This window comes from Variovorax sp. KK3 (assembly GCF_001984055.1).
Taxonomy (GTDB): Bacteria; Pseudomonadota; Gammaproteobacteria; order Burkholderiales; family Burkholderiaceae_C; genus Variovorax.
In genome coordinates this window covers 78,288-101,214 of record NZ_LYVO01000008.1, presented here as the reverse complement: position 1 = coordinate 101,214, position 22,927 = coordinate 78,288, and the positions used below count along the sequence as shown (strand labels likewise).

20 protein-coding genes are annotated in these 22,927 nt (G+C 69.4%); 1 reads left to right on the top strand and 19 read right to left on the bottom strand.

All coding sequences use genetic code 11. The features are described 5' to 3' along the window. Positions 1–42 precede the first annotated feature (42 nt). The 18 genes from B0W80_RS06260 to B0W80_RS06175 form a co-directional block, all read right to left on the bottom strand. Positions 43–1,467 carry a UbiA family prenyltransferase gene (locus B0W80_RS06260; protein WP_076998245.1) on the bottom strand — a complete coding sequence of 475 codons (1,425 nt, stop codon included), beginning with the start codon at positions 1,465–1,467 and terminating at the stop codon, positions 43–45. A gap of 1 nt (position 1,468) precedes the next feature. Then, positions 1,469–1,840: a multidrug efflux SMR transporter gene (locus B0W80_RS06255; protein ID WP_076998281.1), complete on the bottom strand. Its 372-nt coding sequence runs from the start codon at positions 1,838–1,840 to the stop codon at positions 1,469–1,471. Between the two features lie 145 nt (positions 1,841–1,985). Beyond that, complete coding sequence (locus tag B0W80_RS06250) at positions 1,986–2,855, bottom strand: oxaloacetate decarboxylase (RefSeq protein ID WP_076998244.1); 870 nt, start codon at positions 2,853–2,855, stop codon at positions 1,986–1,988. Beyond that, on the bottom strand, positions 2,852–4,279 hold the full coding sequence (locus tag B0W80_RS06245; protein ID WP_076998243.1) for an FAD-dependent oxidoreductase: 1,428 nt from the start codon (positions 4,277–4,279) through the stop codon (positions 2,852–2,854). Before B0W80_RS06245 ends, B0W80_RS06250 begins: the two co-directional genes overlap by 4 nt. Then, positions 4,276–4,890: a cysteine hydrolase family protein gene (locus B0W80_RS06240; RefSeq protein WP_076998242.1), complete on the bottom strand. Its 615-nt coding sequence runs from the start codon at positions 4,888–4,890 to the stop codon at positions 4,276–4,278. The genes B0W80_RS06245 and B0W80_RS06240 overlap by 4 nt, the downstream gene beginning before the upstream one ends. Positions 4,891–4,975: 85 nt before the next feature. Further along, positions 4,976–7,036: a hydantoinase/oxoprolinase family protein gene (locus B0W80_RS06235; protein ID WP_076998241.1), complete on the bottom strand. Its 2,061-nt coding sequence runs from the start codon at positions 7,034–7,036 to the stop codon at positions 4,976–4,978. Then, entirely contained in the window at positions 7,033–8,718 is a 1,686-nt protein-coding gene (locus tag B0W80_RS06230) for a hydantoinase B/oxoprolinase family protein (protein WP_076998280.1), read from the bottom strand. The genes B0W80_RS06235 and B0W80_RS06230 overlap by 4 nt, the downstream gene beginning before the upstream one ends. Positions 8,719–8,732: 14 nt before the next feature. After that, complete coding sequence (locus B0W80_RS06225) at positions 8,733–9,704, bottom strand: tripartite tricarboxylate transporter substrate binding protein (protein ID WP_076998240.1); 972 nt, start codon at positions 9,702–9,704, stop codon at positions 8,733–8,735. Positions 9,705–9,723: 19 nt separating this feature from the next. Beyond that, complete coding sequence (locus B0W80_RS06220) at positions 9,724–11,106, bottom strand: MmgE/PrpD family protein (protein WP_076998239.1); 1,383 nt, start codon at positions 11,104–11,106, stop codon at positions 9,724–9,726. Further along, positions 11,096–11,599: a 3-isopropylmalate dehydratase gene (locus B0W80_RS06215; protein WP_076998238.1), complete on the bottom strand. Its 504-nt coding sequence runs from the start codon at positions 11,597–11,599 to the stop codon at positions 11,096–11,098. The genes B0W80_RS06220 and B0W80_RS06215 overlap by 11 nt, the downstream gene beginning before the upstream one ends. Then, positions 11,596–12,858, bottom strand: coding sequence for a 3-isopropylmalate dehydratase large subunit (locus B0W80_RS06210; protein WP_076998237.1), 1,263 nt, complete (start codon positions 12,856–12,858; stop codon positions 11,596–11,598). The genes B0W80_RS06215 and B0W80_RS06210 overlap by 4 nt, the downstream gene beginning before the upstream one ends. Beyond that, entirely contained in the window at positions 12,855–13,811 is a 957-nt protein-coding gene (locus B0W80_RS06205) for a tripartite tricarboxylate transporter substrate binding protein (protein WP_076998236.1), read from the bottom strand. Before B0W80_RS06205 ends, B0W80_RS06210 begins: the two co-directional genes overlap by 4 nt. A 49-nt stretch (positions 13,812–13,860) precedes the next feature. Further along, positions 13,861–14,571, bottom strand: a complete 711-nt coding sequence (locus tag B0W80_RS06200) for an ABC transporter ATP-binding protein (protein ID WP_076998235.1) — start codon at positions 14,569–14,571, stop codon at positions 13,861–13,863. Then, positions 14,568–15,326: an ABC transporter ATP-binding protein gene (locus B0W80_RS06195; protein ID WP_076998234.1), complete on the bottom strand. Its 759-nt coding sequence runs from the start codon at positions 15,324–15,326 to the stop codon at positions 14,568–14,570. Before B0W80_RS06195 ends, B0W80_RS06200 begins: the two co-directional genes overlap by 4 nt. Continuing rightward, on the bottom strand, positions 15,319–16,296 hold the full coding sequence (locus tag B0W80_RS06190; protein WP_076998233.1) for a branched-chain amino acid ABC transporter permease: 978 nt from the start codon (positions 16,294–16,296) through the stop codon (positions 15,319–15,321). The genes B0W80_RS06195 and B0W80_RS06190 overlap by 8 nt, the downstream gene beginning before the upstream one ends. Continuing rightward, positions 16,293–17,165, bottom strand: coding sequence for a branched-chain amino acid ABC transporter permease (locus tag B0W80_RS06185; RefSeq protein ID WP_076998232.1), 873 nt, complete (start codon positions 17,163–17,165; stop codon positions 16,293–16,295). The genes B0W80_RS06190 and B0W80_RS06185 overlap by 4 nt, the downstream gene beginning before the upstream one ends. A 66-nt stretch (positions 17,166–17,231) precedes the next feature. Then, positions 17,232–18,434, bottom strand: coding sequence for an ABC transporter substrate-binding protein (locus B0W80_RS06180; RefSeq protein ID WP_076998231.1), 1,203 nt, complete (start codon positions 18,432–18,434; stop codon positions 17,232–17,234). 28 nt (positions 18,435–18,462) lie between these two features. After that, positions 18,463–19,242, bottom strand: coding sequence for a GntR family transcriptional regulator (locus tag B0W80_RS06175; RefSeq protein WP_076998279.1), 780 nt, complete (start codon positions 19,240–19,242; stop codon positions 18,463–18,465). A 435-nt stretch (positions 19,243–19,677) separates the two neighbouring features. Here B0W80_RS06175 and B0W80_RS06170 point away from each other — a divergent pair, with 435 nt between their 5' ends. Continuing rightward, a complete protein-coding gene (locus B0W80_RS06170) occupies positions 19,678–22,038 on the top strand; it encodes a LuxR C-terminal-related transcriptional regulator (protein WP_143684502.1) in 2,361 nt (786 codons plus the stop codon). 63 nt (positions 22,039–22,101) lie between these two features. Here B0W80_RS06170 and B0W80_RS34745 read toward each other — a convergent pair whose 3' ends face one another. Then, the gene (locus B0W80_RS34745; RefSeq protein ID WP_143684501.1) at positions 22,102–22,797 is read right to left on the bottom strand and encodes a hypothetical protein; all 696 of its coding nucleotides are present in this window, start codon (positions 22,795–22,797) and stop codon (positions 22,102–22,104) included. Between the last annotated feature and the right edge of the window lie 130 nt (positions 22,798–22,927).

The following is a 22,927-nucleotide window of genomic DNA, read 5'->3' as shown; positions in this document are numbered from 1 at the left end:
TAAGGAAGGAAGAAAGAGACGTGGAGCGAAGGCGGCAACGGCTCAGTTCGCCATCCACAGCGCCACCGCGCCGATGCCCACCGCGACCCGGCTGACCCAGTCGCGGGCTGCGAAGACCACCGGGTCGTCGTGCAGCACGCCGCGGATGGCCTTGAGCCAGATGCGCACGGTCCAGAACAGGAAGACGGGAATCAGCACCCACAGCCAGGTCGGGTTGTCGTAGCGCGACAGCATCTGCTGGTCTTGCAGGTACAGGCTCAAGAGCAGCGCGGACATCTGGCCTGCGGCCACGCCGGTGCACAGCACGAAGGTCTCGTCGCCCGGATGGTAGCCGCGGTCACGCTTGAGCTGGCCTCCGTCGCCGGCGGCGGTGGTGATTTCGACGTAGCGCTTGGCCAGCGCCAGGCTCAGGAAGATGAAGAGCGAGAAGGAAAGAATCCAGAACGACAGCGGCTGCCCGGTGGCCTCGGTGCCTGCCGCCACGCGGATCGTGTAGAGCGCGGCCAGCGAGAACACGTCCACCACGGCGCGCCGCTTCAAGAACACCGAGTAGGCGGTGGTGAGCGCCGCGTAGACCAGCAGCACCAGCACGAAGGATTCGGGCAACAGGGCGAACGACATCGCCACCGATGCGATGCCCAGCGCGGCCGACATCGCGAGGCCGGTGGCCGGCGAGATGTCGCCGGCCGCGAAAGGCCGTCGTCGCTTGCGGTGGTGGCGCCGGTCCGATTCGAGGTCCAGCAGGTCGTTGAGCACGTAGATGCCCGAAGCCATCAGGCTGAAGGCGACGAAGGCCAGCGCGGCGTCGACGACGAGCGTGGCCGTCAGTTCGTGCAGCAAGGGCATCAGCGGCAGGAAGACCAGCAGGTTCTTGAGCCACTGGTGCGCGCGCAGGCCGTACAGGTAGCGGCCGAGCCCCGCGCGGCGCGGCTGGATGACCGTCTCGACCTGGGTCACGCCGGCGGCGCGGCGCGCGAGCGTGCCCGAACGGCTGACCACCACCGCGGCCGTGGCGCCTTGCCAGACCTTCATGTCGGCGGAATGGTCGCCCGCATACGCGAAGCCCTGGCCGCCGGCATCGGCCTGGATGGCCGCCAGCTTGGCCGAGCCCTTGACGTTGCGTTCGCCGTCGGAGGCCAGCACCGAGTCGAACAGGCCCAGGTGTTCGGCCACGCGATGCGCCACGCGGGCATCGCTGGCCGTGGCCAGAATGGTGCGGCGGCCCGATTCGCGGGCTTCGCGCACCAGGTCGAGCACCTCTTGCCGGTAAGGCAGCGTGGTCACGTCCAGGCTCGTGCGCCGCGCGACCTCCTGCTTGAGCACGGCGCGGCCCTTGAGCAGCCAGCCCGGCAACTGGAGCAGCGCCAGCGGCGATGAACGCACGAGCTTGAGCAGCGATTCGTGCAGCGAGTCGGTGGCGATCAGCGTGCCGTCGAGGTCGACGTACAGGGGCAGGGATGCGTTCATTTCAGCCTCGCGCGAGCACGACGACACCGACCAGGATGATCGAGATGCCCAGGATGCGCGAGGCGGTCAGCGCCTCGCCGAAGAAGTGCCAGGCCAGCACGGCCGCGATGACGTAACCCATCGACAGCATCGGGTAGGCCACCGTCACGTCGACCTTGGTCAGGGCCACGATCCAGAGCCCGGCGCTGACGAAATAGCAGCACAGCCCCAGCACGATCCAGGGCTGGGTGGCCGCATTCCACGCGGCTGAAAACAGCGAAGCGCCATTGAAGGCGACGGTGCCGAGCGACTGCGCGCCGGCCTTCAGCATCAGCTGCGCTGCCGAATTCAGCAGCACGGCGGCCAGGATGATCGAGAAGGCGGACAGGGTCATCATGAAACTTGAAGTCTTTTTAGTTACCGCAAGTATCATGCCCCAGTATTACTTTTGTCCGACACCTCCTGCAGGCCGATTGAATGCAAAAGTTGACATTTCCGCCATTCGCTGCCGAACGGCTCGTCAACGGGTCAGGCCGCAGTCAGCCCTCGTAGCGCTGGCCGGTCGCCATCAATTCCGGCGTGCCGATCACGGCGTTGAGCCCGTCGAAATCCAGCATCCGGTCGCGCCAGGGTTGCGTGGTGCGGTGCCGCTTCAGGCTGCCGTAGTAGCCCTGCAGGGTGTGGACGACCGCCCTCGCCGTCCCGCCTGGAAAGATCGCGATGCGGAAACCGTGGGCCTGCAGCGCGTCGGCGTCCTGCACGGGCGTCTTGCCACCCTCGACCATGTTGGCCAGCAGCGGAATGCGGTCGGCGAAGCGGCGGCAGGCCGCGTCCATCTGCTCGGGCGAGCGCAGCGCCTCGATGAACAGCGCGTCGACGCCGCAGGCGAGGTAGGCCTCGGCGCGGTCCAGCGCCGCGTCCAGGCCCTCGACTGCCACCGCATCGGTGCGCGCCAGGATCAGCGTCTGATCCGAAGCGCGCGCATCGAGCGCGGCCTTGAGCTTGCCTGTCATCTCGCCCACCGGCACCACCGTCTTGCCGTCGAGGTGCCCGCAGCGCTTGGGAAAGCCCTGGTCCTCGATCTGCACCATGGCCGCGCCCGCGCGCTCGAAGCCGCGCACCGTGCGCTGGGTGTTCAGCGCGTTGCCGAAGCCCGTGTCGGCATCGACGATGACCGGCAACGCCACCCGCTCGCAGATGCGCGCGAGCGTGTCGGCCACCTCGGTGTACGTGGTCAGCCCCACGTCGGAGCGGCCCAGCCGCGCGTAGGCGATGGAGGCGCCCGACAGATAGAGCGCCTCGAAGCCGGCCTGCTCGGCCACCAGTGCGCTCAGCGCGTCGTAGACGCCGGGCGCCAGGACGATGTCGCGCGAGGCGAGGCGTGACTTGAGGGAAATAGGATTCGTCATGTGCTGTCCTTGTCCTTTCGCGCGCCGGTCGATGCGGCCAGCGTGGCCGCCGCGATGGCGCCGCCGGCCACCGCGCTGAGCAACCCGTTGCCCGAGAGATAGCCCCACACGGCGTCGCCCGACACACCGCCCGCCGCGCCGCCTGCGGCCAGCAGGTTGGGCAGCGGCGTGCCGTCGGCGCGCAGCACGTGCATGTCGGGCGCGACGTCCAGCCCGCCCTGCGTGTGGAACAGCGCGCCCGTCACCTTGACCGCGTAGTACGGCGCGGAGAGCCCGCGGCGGAACACGCGCCCGTCGGGCTGCGGGCCGACCGCGCGCATCGAATCGAGCGTGGCCTGCAGTGTCGGCACGTCGCAATGGCTGCTGCCGATGCACGCCGCCAGCTGCGCCACGGTGTCGCAGCGGCGCAGCGCGCCTGCCGCCTCGGCCTCGCAGAAATCGGGAAATTCGCGGGCCAGCGTCAACAGCGACGCATCGAACACGTTCCAGGCCACGCCGCCCGGTTGCGCCAGCACCTTCACCGCGGCTTCGGAGTAGCCCTGGGTCTCGTCGTGGAAGCGGCGCCCTTCGCGGTTGAGCTGCACGCCGCCTTCCATCATCACGGCCCAAGACATCAGCGCACCCTGCGGCGTCACCCAGGAGCCGTGCCCCTGGTAGCCGCCCAGGTCGCGCAGCCGCGCGCCCAGCGCCCGGCCCCAGAGGATGGCGCTGCCGTCGTTGCCGACATGGCCGCCGAAGGTGGCTTGGGCCATCTCGGGCAGCAGTTCGCGCACCATGTCCGCGTTGCCGCCGAAACCGTTGCAGGCCAGCAGCAGCGCATCGCAGGCGAGGCCTTCTTCACGGCCGTCGGGGCGGCGGTAGCCGAGGCCGATCACGCGGTCCGCCTCGTCGAGCCACAGCGTTTCGACCAGCGCCTGGGTCAGCACAGGAATGTCCGCCGCCTCGGCCGCCGCTTGCAAGGCCGCCATCAGCGACGCGCCGGTCTTCTGCGGCAGCGCGTGCATGCGATGGACGCCATGCCCCGGATACAGAAAGCCGTCGAGCAGCACCCAGTCCAGTCCATGCCGGGCCTGCAGCGCATCGAGCGCCGGGCCGATGGCCTCGGCGTAGGCGCGCACCAGCGCCGGCGCGGCACGGCCATGCGCCTTGGCCTGGATGTCGGCAGCGAAGCGCTCGGCGCTGTCGTCGATGCCGCGTGCGCGCTGCACGCGCGTGCCGGTCGCCGGGATGAAGCCCGACGACAGCGCGGTCGATCCGCTCGGCTGTGCATCGCGCTCCAGCACCACGCAGTCGATGCCGGCGTCGTGCAGCATCAGCGCCGCCGTCAGTCCGCAGGCGCCCGCGCCGACGATGGCCACCGCGGTCCGCGCCTCGGCATCGATTCGCGATGCCCGGCGCACGCTGCGAAGCGGCATCTGCGTCATGCCAGCCGGCGGATCAGTTCCGCGCAGTCGAGCACTTCGGCCACGTTGCGCATGTCGGCCAGCGCGGTATCGTGCCGCTCTTCGCCGAAGGCCGCGCAGCCGTCGGCCAGCACCAGCGTGCGGTAGTCGCGCATGTGGGCATCGCGCACCGTGCTGGCCACGCCGCCGTTGGTGACGATGCCGCACACGGCCACGGTGTCGATGCCGGCGCGGCGCAGCACCCAGTCGAGCTGGGTGTTGAAGAAGGCCGAGTAGGCGACCTTGGAGACCGTCACCGCGATGAGGCCCGCCAGCGCATCGACGTTGGCCTGGCCCCAACTGCCGGGCGCGAAGTCGCCCTTGCGCAGGAAGGGGCGCAGTGCCTTCAGGTGCGGCGACACCATCGGCTCGCCGGCCGCGTCGGGCCACAGCGTGAACTGGCTTGCGGCGACCAGGCCGCCGGCCGCCTTGAGCGTGTGGGCCACGCCGGCCACGCGCTCGGGCAGCGGTGCCGCCGCGGGGTTGGTGTCGCCGCCTCGGGCGTAGGCGCCGTTGGGGTCGAGGAAGTCGTTTTGCAGGTCGATGATGACCAGGGCGGTCCGGGGGGCGTGGATGCGGTTGTCGGTGGTCATTGGTCGGCGTTCATTGAATAGCGGTCGCGCGGTATTGCTCCCTCTCCCTCCGGGAGAGGGAGTAAGGCAGGGCCGCGCCTCAACTTCATGCGGCCCTCACCAGCAAGTTGCCGAAGGCATCCACCTCCGCCTCGAAGCCCGGCTCCAACCACACCGTGGTATCCGCCTGCTCAAGGATCGCCGGCCCCGCAATGCGCGTGCCCACCGGCAACGCGAGCCGCGCATACCGCGTCGCCTCATGCCACCGCCCCTCGTGAAACACCCGCTGCGTCCCCAGCGGCGCCACGCTGCCCTCGCCTTCCGGCGCCAGCACCGCCAGGTCGAACTTGGGCCGCACGCCGATGCGCGCATAGCGCAGGTTCATCACGCGGATGGCGATGCCGTCGAGCACGCGGCCGAAGGCGGCTGCATAAGCCTCTTCGAAGGCGACGCGAATCGCCTCGCGCGTGAGCGCCCCCGCATCGCGCAGCAGCACCGGCAACGTGTGGGTCTGGCCGGCGTAGAGCATGTCCAGCGCGATCACCTCGCGCACCGCGTCGAAGCGCACGCCCGACGAGTCCAGCCGCTGCTGGCAGCCCGCGGCCAGCTCGGCCACGCGCCGCTGCAGGCCCTCGACGTCGAGCGCATCGAGCGGCTGGTTCAGCGTCTGCACCGCGTCGTGCCGCATGTCGGCGATCACGCAGCCCAGCGCCGAAGTCACGCCCGGGTAGCGCGGCACGATGCCCGTGGCCACGCCGACCTCGCGCATCATGGCGCACACGTGCAGCGCGCCGCCACCACCGAAGGGCATGTAGGCAAAACGGCGCGGGTCGTGGCCGCGCTCGATCGACACCAGCCGGATCGCGCCGGCCATGCGCGCATTGGCCACCGTCAGGATGGCCTCGGCGGCCGCATGCACCTCCAGGCCCAGCGGCTGGGCCACGTGTTCCGCGATGGCCTCGCGCGCCTTGCCGGCGTCGAGTGCCGCCAGCAGGCCGCCGCCCAGCGGACGGTCGGCCGCGATGCGCCCCAGCAGCACGTTCGCATCGGTCACCGTCGGCCGCGTGTTGCCGCGCCCGTAGCACGCCGGGCCGGGCACGCTGCCGGCCGACTCGGGCCCCACCTGCAGCATGCCGCTCGCATCGACCGAGGCGATCGAGCCGCCGCCCGCGCCGATGGTCTCGATCTGGATCATGGGCGAGCGGATCACCATGCCGAACTCGATCGCGGTCTGCGCCGCCAGCGCGGCCTCGCCGTTTGCGATCAGCGACACGTCGAAGGAGGTGCCGCCCATGTCGCCGGTGATCGCGTTCGGAAAACCCGCCGCGCGCGCGATCTCGGCGCAGGCGATCACGCCGGCTGCCGGGCCCGACAACGCGGTGCGCACCGGCAGCTCGCCGGCCGTGGCGCGCGACATCACGCCGCCGTTGCTCTGCACCACCAGCAACTCGCCGGCGAAGCCCTGCGCGCGGAGGTCGCCTTCGAGCCGTTCGAGGTAGTTGCCCACCACCGGCTGCAGCGCCGCGTTGAGCGTGGCGGTGGAGCAGCGCTCGAACTCGCGGATCTCGGGCAGCACCTCGCTGGCCGAGGTCACGTGCGCGTTCGGCCAGAGCGCGCGCACCTCGGCCACCGCGCGCCGCTCGTTCTCGGGGTTGGCGTAGGTGTTGATGAAGAAGACGCAGACGGCCTCGCAGCCTTCGGCCAGCAGCGCGCGCGCCTGCTCGCGCACCTGGTCGAGGTCGACCGGCGTGTGGATGCTGCCGTCGGCCAGCACGCGCTCGTCCACCTCGCGCCGCAGCTGCCGCGGCACCACCGGCACGAAGCTGCCGCGCAGGCCCCAGGTCTGCGGGCGGTCGCGCCGGCGCATCTCCAGCACGTCGCGAAAGCCGCGCGTGGTGAGGATGCCGGTCTTCGCCACCTTGCGCTCCAGCAAGGCGTTGGTGCCGACGGTCGTGCCGTGCACGATGGTCGCGATGGCGGCGGCCGAGTCGGCCACGCGCTGCACGCCGTTCATGAAGCCGCGCGCTTCCTCGCCGCGCGTGGAAGGCACCTTGACGATGCGTGCCGTTCCCGCAGCTTCGTCGAGTACGAAGAGGTCAGTGAAGGTGCCACCGACGTCGACCCCGACGACCAGCCCTGCGGTGTTCTTGCTGTCTGCTGCGTTCATTCGGAATCCTCGGCGCTTTCTTCGCCCACGTAGCCCATGGCCCGGTCGCGTGCCCGCGCCTCGCGCGAACGCTCGGCCGGTGCACCCCAGCCGCCGCCGCCCGGCGTCTCCAGCCGCACGCGCTCGCCGCGCACCAGGTGGATGCCGCGCATCTTCGACACCATCGGCGGCACATGCCACTGCCCGTCGTTCTCGTAGCGGAACACGTTGAGCGCCCCTTCCCCGCCGCCGGCGATGCCCTTGGGCGGTGAGCTGCCGCGCTCACCGAACACGAAAACCTCCGCGTCTTTCTCGAGCAGCTCGATCTCGTAGACCGCGCCCAGCCCGCCGCGGTGCTCGCCGTCGCCGCCCGAGCCGGTGCGCAGGCTCCATTCGGTGAAGCGCACCGGGTACGCCGCCTCGAGGATTTCCAGCGGCGGGATGGTGGCGGTGGAGATCGGCGCATTGCCGTGCGACAACCCGTCGCCGCCCGAATGCGCACCGTGCCCGCCGCCGAAGAAGCTGAACATCACCCAGCGCTGCCCTTCGCGCCCCGCATCGCTGCGGTGCCCGGCGATCGACAGTGCATTGATGGTGCCGTAGGCCTGCGCCACCGCGCGCCGCGGGTCGGCCTGGGCCGCCGCGCTGAAGATCACGTCGATCATGCGCAGGATGGTCTCGGTGTAGCCGCCCACCGGCCGCGGCCGCTCGGCGCTGATCACCAGCCGGTCGGGGATGCGGAAGTCCACCGCATCGAGCACACCCGCATTGGCCGGCACGTCGGGGAACAGGTGCTTGAGCGCCACGTAGCAGGCCGCGACCGCGGTCGCGCGCGAGATGTTGACCGGGCCGGCGCACTGCGGCGACGTGCGCGAGAAGTCGAGTTCGAGCCGGTCGCCGGCCACCGTCATGTCGAGCGCGATGGTGAGCGGCTCGGGCGAGATGCCGTCGTTGTCGAGCAGGTCCTCGAAGCTGTAGCGGCCGTCGGGCAGCGAGGCGATGTGCGAACGCATCAGCTTCAGCGCGCGGCCGCGCAGCTCGCCCAGCGCCTGCAGCACCAGCGCGTCGCCGTACTCGTCGAGCAGGCCGTGCAGCCGCTTCGCGCCCAGTTCCAGCGCCGCCAGCTGGCCGTTGAGGTCGCCCCACAGGCTTTCGGGCAGGCGCGTGTTGGCGCGCAGGATGGCCAGCACGTCCTGGTCGAGCACGCCGCCGCGCACGATGCGCACGGGCGGAATCTGCACCGCCTCCTGCCAGCATTCGGTGGCCGCCGGGTTGTAGTTGCCGGGCACCGCGCCGCCCACGTCGTGCCAGTGCGCGGCCGAGGCCATGTGGCACCACAGGCGGCCATCGCGGAAGAAGGGCCGCACCAGCTTGAAGTCGTTGGCGTGCGTGCCGCCGTCGTAGGCGTCGTTGCTGATCCAGATGTCGCCGTCCTGCATGCCGCCGCGCGTTTCGGCCGCAGCCGCGGTGGCACGCACCGCGAAGGCCATGGCGCCCACGAACACCGGCAGGCCCGACTTGCCCTGCACCAGCGTGTCGCCGGTCTGCGCGTCGTACAGGCCGTGGCAGGCGTCGTGCGCCTCCGCGATGATGGGATTGAAGGCGCTGCGGTAGAGCGTGGCGTCCATCTCGTCGGCCACCTGTTCGAGGCGGCCGCGCAGCACGGCGAGGGTGACGGGGTCGAGGCTTGTGCTGTCGTTCATGTTCGGGTTCATGGTCAATCCACCTGGGCACCGCTGCTCTTCACCACCGCGGCCCACTTGTCGATCTCGCGCTTCACGTGCGCACCGAACTCCGCCGACGTGGAGCCCACCGGCTCGGCGCCCAGCGCGGCCAGCTTCTCGCGCACCGCGGGTTGCTTGAGGATGCGCTGCACTTCGGCCGAGAGCTTGTCGACGACGGGCTTGGGCGTGCCCTTAGGCGCGAACAGGCCCGACCAGGCATCGGCGTAGAACCCCTTGTAGGTCTCGGCGATGGTTGGCAGCTCGGGCAGTGCCGGCGCGCGCTTGAGGCTGGTCAGCGCGATGGCGCGCAGCTTGCCGGCCTGGATGTGCGGCAGGGCCGACGGCAGGCCGTCGACCATCATCTGCACCTGGCCGGCCAGCAGGTCGGTCACGGCCGGTGCGCTGCCCTTGTAAGGCACGTGCGTCACGTCGATGCCCGCGGCGGTCTTGAGCATCTCCATGCCCAGGTGCGCGGCAGTGCCGTTGCCCAGCGATGCGTAGTTGAGCTTGCCGGGCTCGCGCTTGGCCAGCGCCACCAGTTCGGCCAGGTTCTTCGCCGGCACCGAGGGATGCACCACCAGCACGTTGGGCACCACCGCCACCTGGGCGATCGGCACGAAGTCCGTCACGGGGTCGTAAGGCATCTTGCTGTAGAGCGAGGTGTTGATGGCGTGCGAGCCGGTCACGCCCATCACCAGCGTGTAGCCGTCGGGCGCCGACTTGGCGACGATGTCCGAGCCCACGTTGCCGCCGGCACCGGCGCGGTTGTCCACCACCACCGGCTGGCCCCAGGCCTCGGACATCTGGGTGGCGACCAGCCGCGCCGCGGCATCGGTGGCACCACCTGCCGGGAAGGGCACGACGATGCGGATCGGCTTGTTCGGAAAGTCGCCGGCGCCCTGGGCGGCGGCGGCCAGCGGCAGGCACACGAGCAGCGTGCTTGCGAGTTGGCGCAGGGATTTCATGGGAGGCTTTCGGTCGATGTCAGGAATGAGAAGGGTCGAGCTGCCGCCACAGGGCGCGCAGTTCGACGTCGTGGCTGTCTCCGGTGCTTTCGGTGTTCTTGCCGCCGAGCAGCGCCTCGCAGAAGCGCGCGGCGCGCTCGGCATCCAGGCTGCGCGCGGCGTAGCGGCAGAACTTGTCGATGAGCGCGGCGCGATCGAGCGGATGGCCGGCATCGCCCGGAATGGCGTCGACCGCCTGCTGCAGCGTGTCGGCCGCGCGGTGCAGGCGCAGCGTCGCGCCGCGTGCGTTGCGGGCCGTGCGCCCGGCATCGGGCTCCAGCGCCACCAGCGATTCGAGCCGCCGCAACTCGGCATCGTCGAAGCGCGGCCCTTCGTAGACCGTGGGATCGATGTCGCCGAAGCGCAGCATCGCAGCCAGGCCGAAGCTCAACGAGAACTGCGCCTGGATCGGCGTGCGCGGCGCGCGGTTGCCGCAGTAGGTGATGGCTTCCTGGTAGACCTGCAGCACGATGCGCTCGATGGAACGCGTGTCGCCGTCGAGCTGCGCGCGCAGCATGCGCGCCGCGACCGCGCCGTAGTGAACGTGGCGCACCGCGGCGAACGGCTTGAGGTAGGCGTCCTGCAATAGCGCGACATCGGCGGCCGGCAAGGCCTGTGGTGCCGCGGCCGCATGCCATTGCGCATAGTGGGCCAGTGCATCGGCCGGCGCATCGATGCCGGCCGCGCTGGCGAAGGCCGCCTGCAGGCCCAGCGTCGCGGAGTGGCCCAGGTAGGTGTTGCGCGCTGTGCGCCCCTGCGCCACCGGCAGGTAGAGGCTGGTCGCGAGCTGGCAGGCCGCGATGTCGATGGCCTGCGCGATGCCCGCGGCCGGCAGGCCGATCAGCCGCGCCACGCCGGCGGCGACGCCCAGTGCCGGCCAGTTGGCATCGACGTGCATGCCGGGCCGGATGCGCAGCCAGGCCCCGCACCGCGCGCCGACCTCGTAGCCGAGCACGAAGGCGTCGGCGAACTCGGCCAGCGTCGAGCCGCGCTGCAGGCCCAGCGGCAGCAGCGCGGCCACCAGCGGAACGCCGGGGCGACCGTGGGCGAGTGCGTGGCCTTCGCAGGCTTCGTCCCACGTAGCGGCCATGGCCAGGACCTGCGCCGCGGCCTGCACGCCCAGCGCTGGCCCGCCCGGCAGGCGAAAGCTGCCAGGCTCGCAGCCGCCGAGCAGGTCTTCGAGCCGGCGCACTTCGGCGGCATGGCGGCCCGCGATGGCGCAGCCCAGCGTGTCGGCCAGGAGGCGGCGCGCCTGCATCGAGGCCTCGGCGGTGGCCCGGCGCGCCGCGTGCAGCGCGACCGTTTCGCGCAGCACGGCGAGGTGGCCGTCCCACCGGCGCAAGCCGTCGGTGTCAGCCGCCATGGCCGTCCTCGACGCGCTGCCGCAACTGCGCGAGCAGTCCGCCGGCGCGCACCATGTCCATGAGGAAGCCGGGCACCGGCTCGCACGCCAGGACGCGGCCGTCGGCACCTTGCACGGACGGTCCGTTCTCGTCCAGGGAGACCTGCTCACCGTCCTGCATCGATTCGGCCTCGGCGCAGGTCAGCAGCAGCAGCCCCAGGTTGAAGGCGTTGCGAAAGAAGAGCCCGCTGTACGACGGTGCGATCACCGCCGCCACGCCCAGATGCACCAGGACCGCTGCGGCCTGCTCGCGCGACGAGCCGATACCGAAATTGGGGCCGGCCACGATCACGTCGCCCGGCCGCACCTCGCGCGCGAACTCGGGGCGTACGGCTTCGAGGCAATGCGTCGCGATGACGTCGATGCCGTGCTTCATCGCATGGCCCGGCGCCAGCGCGTCGGTGTCGATGTCGGGGCCGAGGCGCCAGACACGGTGCGTCGCGTCTGCTTTCACTGCAGCACCTCCCGCGGATCGGTCACGCAACCGCGCAGCGCCGAGGCTGCCACGGTGTACGGCGAGCCCAGGTACACCAGCGCATCGGGCGAGCCCATGCGCCCCTTGAAGTTGCGTGCGGTGGTGGAGATCACGGTCACGTCGTCCAGCGGATCGCCGTAGCCCGAACAGGCGCCGCACGCGGTCGCAAAGAGCTCGGCACCGGCATCGACGAGCACCTGCAGCACGCCCTCCTGCTGCGCGCGCGCCTGGTCTTGCAGGCTGGCCGGCGCCACCATCAGGCGCACGCCGGGCGCGACCTTGCGCCCGCGCAGCACCTGGGCCGCGGCGCGCAGGTCTTCGAGCTTGGCGCCGGTGCAGGCGCCGATGTAGGCCACGTCGACCGGCGTGCCCGCATCGTGGCTCACGCCATGCGTGTTGGCCGGACTGTGCGGCGCGGCGACCTGCGGCTCGAGCGTGCTTGCGTCGAAGCGATGCGTCTCGCAGGCCGCGCCTTCGTCGGTGAACCAGGGCGTGGTGTCCACCTCGCGCACACCGGCCTCGGCCAGGAAGGCGACGGTGGTCGCATCGGGCGCGATCAGCCCGGCCTGCGCGCCCAGCTCGGCGCTCATGTTCGACATCGTCATGCGCTCCTGCATCGACAGCGCCGTTACCGCGGGCCCGCAGAACTCGACCGCCTGGTAGCGCCCGCCGTTCATGCCGAAGCGGCCGATCATCGACAGCATCATGTCCTTGGCGGTCACGCCGGCCGGCAGCGCGCCGTCCCACCACATGCGGATGGTCTCGGGCACGCGCAGCCAGATCTGGCCGGTGACGACCACGCCCAGCATCTCGGTGCTGCCCACGCCGAACATGTAGGCGCCGAAGGCCCCGCCCGTGGGCGAATGCGAATCGCCGCCCACGCACAGCATGCCGGGGCGGATGTGGCCGTGCTGCGGCACCACCACGTGGCAGATGCCCTGGCTGTCGTACACGTGCGGCAGCTGCTGGTCGCGCGCCCAGTCGCGTGCGATGCGCACGATGCGGCGCGAGTCCTCGTCGCGCTCGGGCACGTAGTGGTCCATCACCAGCACCACGCGCTGCTTGTCCCAGATCTGCGCGCCCAGCTCTTCGAGCATGGGCTTCAGGCGGCGCGGGCCCGAGGAGTCGTGGAACATCGCGAGGTCCACGTTGCAGGTCACGATCTCGCCCACCGCGACCCGCTCGCGGCCGCAGGCACGGGCGATCAGCTTCTGCGCCAGGGTCTGGGCGGACGTCATTCCGGCTTCGCCCCGGAGAACTTGACCACCTTGCCCCAGCGCACGATCTCGCCCTTGACGAACTCGGTGAACTGCTCGGGCGAGTTGCCGACGGGAATCGCGCCTTCGGTCTCCAGCCGCTTGCGCATCTCGGGCTGGGCGATGGCCTGGCGCGCCGCGTCGCTGATGCGCTTGGCGACATCGGGCTGCAGCCCACCCGGCCCGAACAGACCGAACCACGCGCTCGACTCGTAGCCCGGCAGCGTCTCCGCGATGGCCGGCACCTCGGGCAGCGAAGGCAGGCGCTTCGCGGTGGTCACGCCCAGCGCCTTGAGCTTGCCGGCCTTCACGTGGGCCTGCACGTTGCCCACCGCGGCGAACATCAGCTGCACCTGGCCGGCCAGCACGTCCTGCACCGCAGGCGCGGTGCCGCGGTAGGGGATGTTGACGATGAAGGTGTTCGACTGCATCTTGAAGGCATCGCCCGCCATGTGCAGCGAGGAGCCGATGCCGCCGATGGCGAAGTTGAGCTGCCCCGGCTTGGCCTTGGCCAGTGCGATCAGCTCGCGCACGTTGGCGGCCGGCACCGACGGATGCGCCACCAGCACCGAGGGCGAGGTCGCGACGCAGGTCAGCGCGCTGAAGTCCTTGATGGGGTCGAAGGGCAGCGAAGGGTAGAGCGTCGCGTTGATCGCGTGGCTGGTGAAGCTCATCAGCAGCGTGTTGCCGTCCGGCGCCGCCTTGGCCACCGCCTCGGCCGCGATGTTGCCGCCGGCGCCGGGCCGGTTCTCGACGATCACCGTGCGGCCCAGCACCGGGCCCATGCTGGCGGCCAGCGTGCGCGCCAGGGTGTCGGTGGAACCGCCGGCGGGCGCGCCGACCAGGATGCGCACCGGCGCGCCGCCGACCTGGGCGCGTGCGCCGGTGGCCAGCGCGGCGGCTGCGGATGCGATGAGGATGTCTCGACGTTTCATGGCAGGTGGCCTCCTTGGCTCGATGTCTCTTGAATCGGAATTGGCGGGCTCACAGCCCCAGGTACGCGCGCCGCAGTTCGTCGCTTGCCAACAGCGCCTGCGGCTCGCCCGAGAAGCGCACGCTGCCGTTCTCCAGCACGTAGGCGCGGTCGGCGATCTCCAGCGACTGGCCCACGTTCTGCTCCACGAGCAGCACGGCCAGGCCGTCGTCGCGCAGTTGCCGGATCAGCGCGAACATTTCTTCGACCAGCAGCGGCGACAGGCCCAGCGAGGGCTCGTCGAGGATCAGCAGCACCGGCTCCGCCATCAGGCCACGGCCGATGGCGAGCATCTGCTGCTCGCCGCCGCTCATGGTGCCGGCGTGCTGGCCGCGGCGTTCCTTGAGCCGCGGGAAGATGGTGAACACGCGCTCCAGGTTGAGTGCGCGGCGCTCGCGTGCGCGGGTGAAGGAGCCGAGTTCGAGGTTCTCCAGCACGCTCAGGTTGGGGAAGACCTTGCGGCCCTCGGGCACCTGGATCAGGCCGGCCTTCACGACGTCGCGGTAGTGCGCGCCGCTCAGGTCCTGCCCGTCGAAGCGCACCGTGCCGCTCCAGGCCGGTGCGAGGCCGCAGACCATCTTGTTCAGCGTGGACTTGCCGGCCCCGTTGCTGCCCAGCAGCGCGACCATTTCGCCGGCGTTCACCTGCAGGTCCACGCCGCGCAGCACCTCGGTGCGGCCGTAGCCGCCGCGCAGGGCCTGGATGTCGAGCAACGAGGTCATGCGCGGGCCCCCTGCGCCTTGCGCAGCCGCGCCGCCGTGCCCTGCCCCAGGTAGGCCTCGACCACCTGCTCGTTCGACGTGACCTGCTGCGGGCTGCCCTCTGCGATGAGCTTGCCTTGCGCCAGCACCCACACGTGCTCGGCCAGGTGCATCACCGCCTGCATCACGTGCTCGATCATCAGCACGGTCACGCCGCCATCGGCGATGCCGCGCACCACCGGCATCATCTCGGCGATCTCCTGCGGGTTGAGGCCGGCCAGCACCTCGTCGAGCAGCAGCAGGCGCGGCCGCGTGGCCAGCGCGCGCGCCAGCTCCAGCCGCTTGCGGCCCGCCACGGTCAGGTCGGAGGCGGGCTTGTCGAGCTGCGGCGCCAGGCCGACCTGCTTGGCCACCTGTTCGGCCTGCGCCAGCGCCTGGCCGCGGCTGCGCACGTGCAGGTGCGCGCCGACCGCGATGTTCTCGCGCACCGTCTGCGCGGCGAAGGGCTTGACGATCTGGAAGGTGCGCGTCATGCCCGCGGCCGCATTGCGGTGCGGCTCGCGGCCGGTGATGTCTTCGCCGGCGAAGCGCACGGTACCGGTGTCAGGCTTCAGGAAGCCCGACATCAGCGCGAACAGCGTGGTCTTGCCGGCGCCGTTGGGGCCGATCAGCGCGCACAGGCGCCCTTGGGGCACGGCCAGGCTCACGTCCTGCACCGCCTTCAGGCCGCCGAAGGCGCGCGACACGCTCGACAGCTGCAGCAGCGGCTCAGCCATGGCGCCCGCCCTTCCCGGCCCACAGCTGCCGCACTGACTGGCCCAGCCCCGCGATGCCGCGCGGCAGGAAGATCACGATCAGCACCAGCACCACGCCGTAGATCACCATGTTGATGCCCGGCAGCTCGCCGAACAGGTTGCGCGTGAGGTCGGCGAGCAGGTGCAGCACCACCGCGCCCAGCACCGGCCCCCACAGCGTGCCCATGCCGCCCACGATGGCCGCGACCAGCGCCTCGACCGAGGTCGACGGCCCGTAGGCGATGCCCGGGTCGATGTACTGGAACACCTGCACATAGAAGGCCCCGGCCGCGCCCATGAAGGCGGCAGACAATGCGATCGCGCCTAGCTTCACGCGAAACGGATTCACGCCGACCGCGCGGGCCGCGTCCTCGTTGTCACGCACCGCCTGCAGCCAGGCGCCGAAGCGGCCGTGGCGCAGCCACCAGGTCACCAGCAGCGCCGCCAGCACGAAGCCCAGCATCACCCACAGGTAGCCGGCACGCGAGCCGAACTGGAAGTTGGACGCCGCCTCGCGCAGCGGCACCATCAGCCCCACACCGCCGCCGGTGAACGGCACCGACAGCGCGACGATGCGGAACACCTCCGCGAAGGCCAGCGTGACCAAGGCGAAGTAAGAGCCCTTGAGCCCGTAGCGGAAGCTCAGCGCGCCGACGAACACGCCCACTACCGCCGCACCCGCGATGGCCAGCGGCAGCGCCGCCCACGCGTTGATCCCACCCTGCAGTTGCGCGATGGCCTGCACGTAAGCGCCCGTGCCGAAGAAGAGCGCATGGCCGAACGAGAACTGCCCGCCGAAGCCGCCCAGGATGTTCCAGGCCTGCGCGAGCAGCGTGGCATAGAGCGCCATCATCACGAAGTTGAGCAGCGCGCCCGAGCGCGAAACGAGCGGCACGCAGGCCACCGCGATGGTGAAGAGCGCGATGAGCGCGAGCTGGCGGCCTCCGCTCATGCCTTGGCTCCGAACAACCCCTGCGGCCTGAACAGCACCACCGCGATGAAGATCGCGAAGATGCCGATCTGCCCCAGCGATTCACCGAGGTACAGCCCGCCCAGCGACTCCACCACCCCGACCAGGAAGCCGCCGACCAGCGCACCGACGAAGCTGCCCATGCCGCCCAGCACCACGATGGTGAAGGCCACCAGCACGAAGCCGCTGCCCACCTGCGGGTTGACGTAGTAGGCCGGCAGCAGGAAGCAGGCCGCGGCGCCCAGGCAGGCCAGGCCGATGCCGAAGCTCATCGCGTAGACGTGGTCGACGTCGATGCCCATGAGCTTCGCTCCCTCCTTCTCTTTCGCCACCGCACGGATGGCGCGTCCGAGGTCGGTGCGGCCCATGATCCAGAACAGCAGCGCCGACACGACGAGCGCGCCGGCGAAGGCCACCAGCTTGGGCACCGCGATCATCGCGGGGCCGATGGCGACGGTGGCCAGCGAGTAGGCGGTGTCGACGCTGCGCGTGTCGGACTTGAAGAAGATCAGCGCGAGGTTCTCCATGACGATCGCGATGCCGAGTGTCGCCAACAGGATGTTCTCGTCCTTGCCGTGGCCGGCGCGGTTGATGACGATGCGTTGCAGTGCGTAGCCGAGCGCGAACATGCCGGGCACCACGATCGGCAACGCCAGGTACGGATCGATGCCGAGCCGTTCCTTGAGGAAGTACACCGCGTACAGCGCCAGCATCAGGCAGGCGCCGTGGGCGAAGTTGATGATGTGGAGCACGCCGTAGATGAGCGTGAGGCCGAGCGCGATCAGCGCGTACACGGCGCCGGTGGTCAGGCCGTTGAGCAGCGACGGGAAAAGAATGCCGAAATCGAGCACGGTATTACGCCCTCTCCCAGAGGGAGAGGGGACAAAGCGGGGACAAGGGACAAGTCGATCGCATCCTCACGCCTTCAACGGAAACACCGGCTCCACCTCGCGGTAATCGCGCGGAATGATCACCTTGATGTCGTTCTTCACCACCTGCGTCATCAGCGGCTGCGCACCTTCGTTCTGCCCGTTGACGAACTTCGTAGGCCCGTACGGCATGATGTGATTCGAGAAGGTGCTCTTCTCCAGCGCATCGATGATGGCCGCGCGGTCCGTCGACTTCGCGCGCTCCAGTGCATCGGCCAGCAGGCCCATCGCGGTGTAGGTCATGAAGACCTCGTAGCTGAAGAACTGCCCCTTGGCCTCCACCCGCTTCCTGAGTTCCTGCGCGCGCTTGTCCTTCGGGTTGAACCAGTGGTTGCAGTCGATGATGCCGTTGGCCGCGTCGGGAAACTCCTTCACGAACTTGTAGCTCGAGGCCGCGCCGCCCAGCACCGAGAAGATGGCCTTCGGCGACACCTTCTGCTGCTGCATGGTGCGCACCAGCAACGCGTATTCGTTGTAGTAGTTGGCCGGGATCACGATGTCGGGGTTGATCGACTTCATGCGCAGCACGATGTTGTTGAAGTCGCGCGTGGGGTTGGCGTGCTTCACCACTTCCTTCACGTCGAAGCCGTAGCCCGGTAGCTCGCGCGACAGCAGCTGCGCGGTGCCGGCGCCGAACAGCGATTCCTCGTGGATGATCATCACCGTCTTCGCCGGGCTGCCCGCGGCCTTGTTGAGCACCAGCAGGTTGGCCATCGAGAGCTCGGTCGACTTCTTGTAGCCGGGCCCGAAGCGGAAGGTGTTCTTGAGCCCGCGCTCGACGATCTGGTCGGCCACGCCCACGTCGACCACGTGCGGCAGGTTGTACTTGGCTGCGGCCTGCGTGGTCGCCAGGCAGATGGCCGACGCGAAGGCGCCGACGATCGCGCTCACGCCGGCTTCGTTCATCTTCTCGACCTCGGCCGTGCCGGCCTGCGGCTGCGACTGCGCGTCGCCCAGCAACGCCTCGATCTGCGCGCCGCCCAGCGACTTGATGCCGCCGGCCTTGTTGATGTCCTCGATGGCGAGCTGCGCGCCCAGGCGGCATTGCTGGCCCGAGTAGGCCAGTGCACCCGTCACCGGATGCAGCACGCCGACCTTCACGGTCTTGGGCTGCGCGCCCGCCACGAGCGGCAGGGCGACGGCGGAGGCCATGGCGGCGGACTGCGAGATGAAGCGGCGACGAGTGCTCATGGGTTTTCCTTGTTGGTTCGTTGATCGGCTAGTTGAAAGGCGCGGAGACGTCCTTGCTCACCCAGACCTTGGCGTCGATGCTGCCGACGCGCGACAGCTGCATCTCGTAGGCATAGCGGTCGGGCCGGTAGAAGCCGTGCAGCCACTGCACGGGCCGCTCGTTCTGGTCGTACACCAGCCGGCGCACCGCCAGCAGGGCCGATCCGACCGACACCTCCAGGTGCTCGGCCAGCACGTTGTCGGCGAGGCGCGCAGTGATCGTTTGGTGCGCGCGGCCGACCTTCACGCCAGCTTCTTCGAGCAGCACCAGGATCGGCTTCTTCGCCAGCTCTCGCCGGCCGAAGCGGCGGCCGACGTCGTTCGGGACGTAGGTGGTGATGTGCGACAGCGGCCCTTCACGCGTGGAGCGCACGCGCACAGCCTTCTGCACCGCGTCGCCCATCTGCAATTGCAACGCCTCCGCCACCTGGCTCGAGGCCGACACCGTGGCCACGTCGATCACCTTGACTGAGGTATGCAGGCCCATGGTGACGAGGTTTTCGAGCAGGCCGTGGAGGTTGGCCCGCGTCGCGGTCTCCGCCCTCGGTTCGTTCGCGGCGACCTGCAGAACCGCACGCGTGCGCCGCCCCGGGTTGCGCGAGATCAGCCCTTCGGACGACAGCCGCTCGAGCGCCCGCCGCACCGTGACGCGCGCGACGCCGAACTGCGCCATCAACGCCAGCTCGCCCGGCACGCCCTCGGCGAAACGGCCCTCGGCGAGCTGTTCGCGCAGCACCAGGTAGATCTGGTGGTACTTGGGCAGGGGCATCAACGACATCGGAGGGCATCGTTGACCACTTCGAATGTTCTGTCAATGGGACATTTGACGACGCGCGGCGGCACCGTTGAATCGCACAGGCGGCACGGGCGGGGGGCTTGAACCGATTGACAGTTCTGCCCTTCTCTCGCTTCAATGCAATCCATGGTCTTCGCCCGAACCAGGATCCAGCCACCGAATTTCCGCGCCGGCCTGATCGAGCGCACCCAACTCGAAGAGCGGCTCCATCGCGCACTGCATCGGCGCCAGCTGCTGGTCGTGGTGGCGCCGGCAGGCTACGGCAAGACGGCGGTGCTCTCGCAACTCATCGCGCGTCTCGGCCCTCGCGATGCATCTGCGTGGGTCACCTCCGACAGGCAGGACGACCTGCGCCGCCTGCTGGCCTACCTGGGCGAAGCCCTGGAACCCTACGATCCGCCATGGCGCGTGGCGCCCGACAGGCTGGTCGAGGCCGTACGGCAGGGCGGCAGCCTGCTCGACAGCGCCGGCGAGTTTGCCAACGTGCTAGCGGCGATGCCTGTCGAACGCGGCGTGATCGTGCTCGATGACGTGCACTGCATCGAGGTGCCCCAGGTCTTCGAGTTTCTCGGACTGTTGATCGAACGTTTGCCGAATCATTGGACGCTGGTGCTGGCTTCGCGCACCGACCCGCCCCTGCCGCTGTCGCGATTCCGCGCCGATCGCAACCTGGAGGAAATCTGCGAGTCGGACCTCCGCTTCAGCGACGACGAGACGCAGCGCCTTTGCGTGGCCGCCGGCCTGGACCAGGCCGACGACGCGCGCCGGCTGCTGCGTGAGCGCACCAACGGCTGGGCCGCAGGGCTCTGTATCAGCCTGGAGGTCGAGCGGCATTCGAACCGCACGAATGCGGTGCGCCGGCAGCAGCAACAGCGGCACATGTTCGATTTCCTCGCGTCCGAGGTCTTGGGCCAGATGCCGCAGGAGCTGCGCGATTTCCTCCTGACCTGCTCGGTGCTGCCCGAGCTCACCGAGCGGCGCTGCCGCGCGGTGAGCGGCCATCCCCGCACCTCGGAGCTGCTGGAAGAGATCGAGCGGCGCGGGCTCTTCGTGACCGTCCTGGAAGGGGACGAATTGGCGCTGCGCCTGCATGACCTCTTCAGGGAGTTCCTCGAAGAGCGTCTGCGCCGTGACGCGCCGGAGCGCATTCCGCCATTGCTCAGGCTGGCGGCGCAGCTCGAGCCCGATCGCGCACGCAGGCTGCAGATGCTGCTGCGCGCCGGCATGTGGGTCGAGGCCGAACACGAACTTGCCGATGCAGCCGGGCTCCTCATCACCGACGAGAACAGCTCTCTCGTCTTGCGCCTCGTGGATCAATTTCCGGAGCGCCTGCGCGACACCTCGCCGGTGCTCGCGTTCGCCCGCGGCCTTTGCGCCATGGCAGAGATGGATTGGCCCGCGCTGGGCTTTGCCATGGCAAAGGCCGCCAAGGGCTTCGCAGAAGCCGGCCGGCATCGCGACGCCTACGAAGCGCGCGTGTACGAAGTCCTGGGCCTGATGTTCCTGCAGCGAGCCCCCGACGCGCACGCGCTGATCGCGAGCCTGCCGGGTCCGGCCCCGGACTCCGCGACGCGCGCCCTGGTGTCGTTGATCTCCTATTGGGATACCGGCCACAACGGCCCGCCGCAAGGGCCGGCCGTCCACCTTGCGGCGATGGTCGACCACCTGCACGCCGCGAACCGCCCGGACCTCTGGTATCAATGCACGCCACGCGTGTTCTTGTTCATCGGCCGCGCCGGCGTGCGGCCTCACATGGAGCGCTTCGTCACGGAAGCCAGGGTGGCAGCCGGCGAACGTCCGGGCCCATTGGCTGCGGCCGGTGTTTTGAGCGCCTGGCTGCACCTCTGGAGCGGCGCCATCGACGAAGCCGGCGAGACGATCCGGCAGATCGAGGCCGACAGCCGCTGGCTGGGCCACCCGCGCAGCCTGCAGGTGCCGTTGATGCGGCTGCGCGCCATCTGTTGCGCTCTGGAGGGCGACGTCGAACGGGCGCGCTCCGCACAGGAGGCCCTGATCAGGGATGCCGACGAGCCGCGCCGCCACATCGGCCTTCGCGTCATGAATCTCAGCCTCGCCTGCCGAAGCGCCGCCGCGCTGGACGATTGGGAGGGTGTGCGTCGAGCGATCGGGCCGCTGCGCTTGCTGGCCGAGGTGCATCCGGACGAGCGCTGGCCGCTGCACGAGACCGTGGAGGCCTGCATCGCGCTGCATGAAGGACGGGCTTCAGATGCACTCGTCTTGCTGCAGCACATCGTCCTCAGCTCCCGCGCGTCGAACCGGGTGGGCCTGGACGCCTTTGTCAGGGTTCAGCTGTGCCGCGCGGAACTGCGGGCCGGCAACGCGTCAGCCGCTTGGGACGCCGTCGCGCCGCTCGTGGCGCACTTCCAGGCCTCGGGCGAATGCGGAGGCGTCTTGCTGAACGGGTCGACGTCGCTGCACGAGATCGCCAGAGGCCGATGGGACGGTGTCGCCCCGGCGGATGGTCGCGAGGTGCTCAGGCAATGGGTCGAGATGTCACGCGCACCGTCTGGGACGCGGCCGGACGACGCACCCGCCCCGTCGAACGAGGCCGGCCTGAGCCCGCGCGAGATGAGCGTATTGCGCAGGCTGGCCGCAGGCCACAGCAACAAGGTCATCGCGGCGGAACTCGGCTTGAGCCCGCACACCATCAAGCGCCACGTGGCGCGCATCCTCGAGCGGCTGGACGTCACGTCGCGCCTGCAGGCCGCGGCCTGGCTGGCCGGGCAAGAAGCTCAAACGCGGGGATGAGCTGCCTGGCCTTCGAAGCAGCGAGCGCGTGGCGATCGACGACTGCTGCGGCGCTTCGCCGAATCAGTTGTCGGTGCTCGGCTTCTTGTCGGCAGCGATGAGTGCCGGCCACTCCGTCTGAAGTACATCCACCACCTTGTCCGCGAATGTCGTGGCGATGTTCCTCATGGGGCTGATGTAGTTGTGCATCTGTTCGAACGACAAATGGACCGGCTTCTCTTCGGCCTGCTGATCGATGCTCATGTTCAGCATCTTCTCGAATTCGACGTCGAGCGCTTTGGCCAGTTCCGTCCAATGAGCAGGCGTTACAAGACCGTCAAAATGATGACTGTGCGCGATCATCTGAGTGATCGCTCGTCTGCACTCGACGTGCATCCGTCCCTCGAAATCACCATGCTCGCTTTGTTCAGCTGTCGCAGCCCGGACAAACATTTGCAAGCGGTTCAGAAGCACACCGTCGATGCCGGCGAACTTTTCGGCATACAGGCAGGTGAGCACATCGGACTTTTCCTGGTTGGCTTCAATGACATCAACGGCGACGTCTTTTTGAGGAAGATGGTTTTCGCTCGTGCTGTTAACCACCTCGTCACCATCCGGTGATTCCGCCACTTTCTGCAATGGCGACGGCGTTCTTGCAGGCACCTTTTTTTCCAGCCGCTTGTAAGCGATGCTCCTAGCCTTCGCATATTCCCCGCGCCTAACGCTCTGCTCCGTAGAGAGCTCCTCACCTTTCTTCTGTTTGGCAACGACGTCGGTCATGTTTGCCGATCGAGCTTGAGCAAGCGTTCTTGTTCGAGACTTCGGGCCCCCGTCCGGTCCAAGCGGCGCTTGCCGCGACTTCATCGATACAACTTCGCTGAGCGGAGCTCCCGGAGTGGTCGACTGTGCA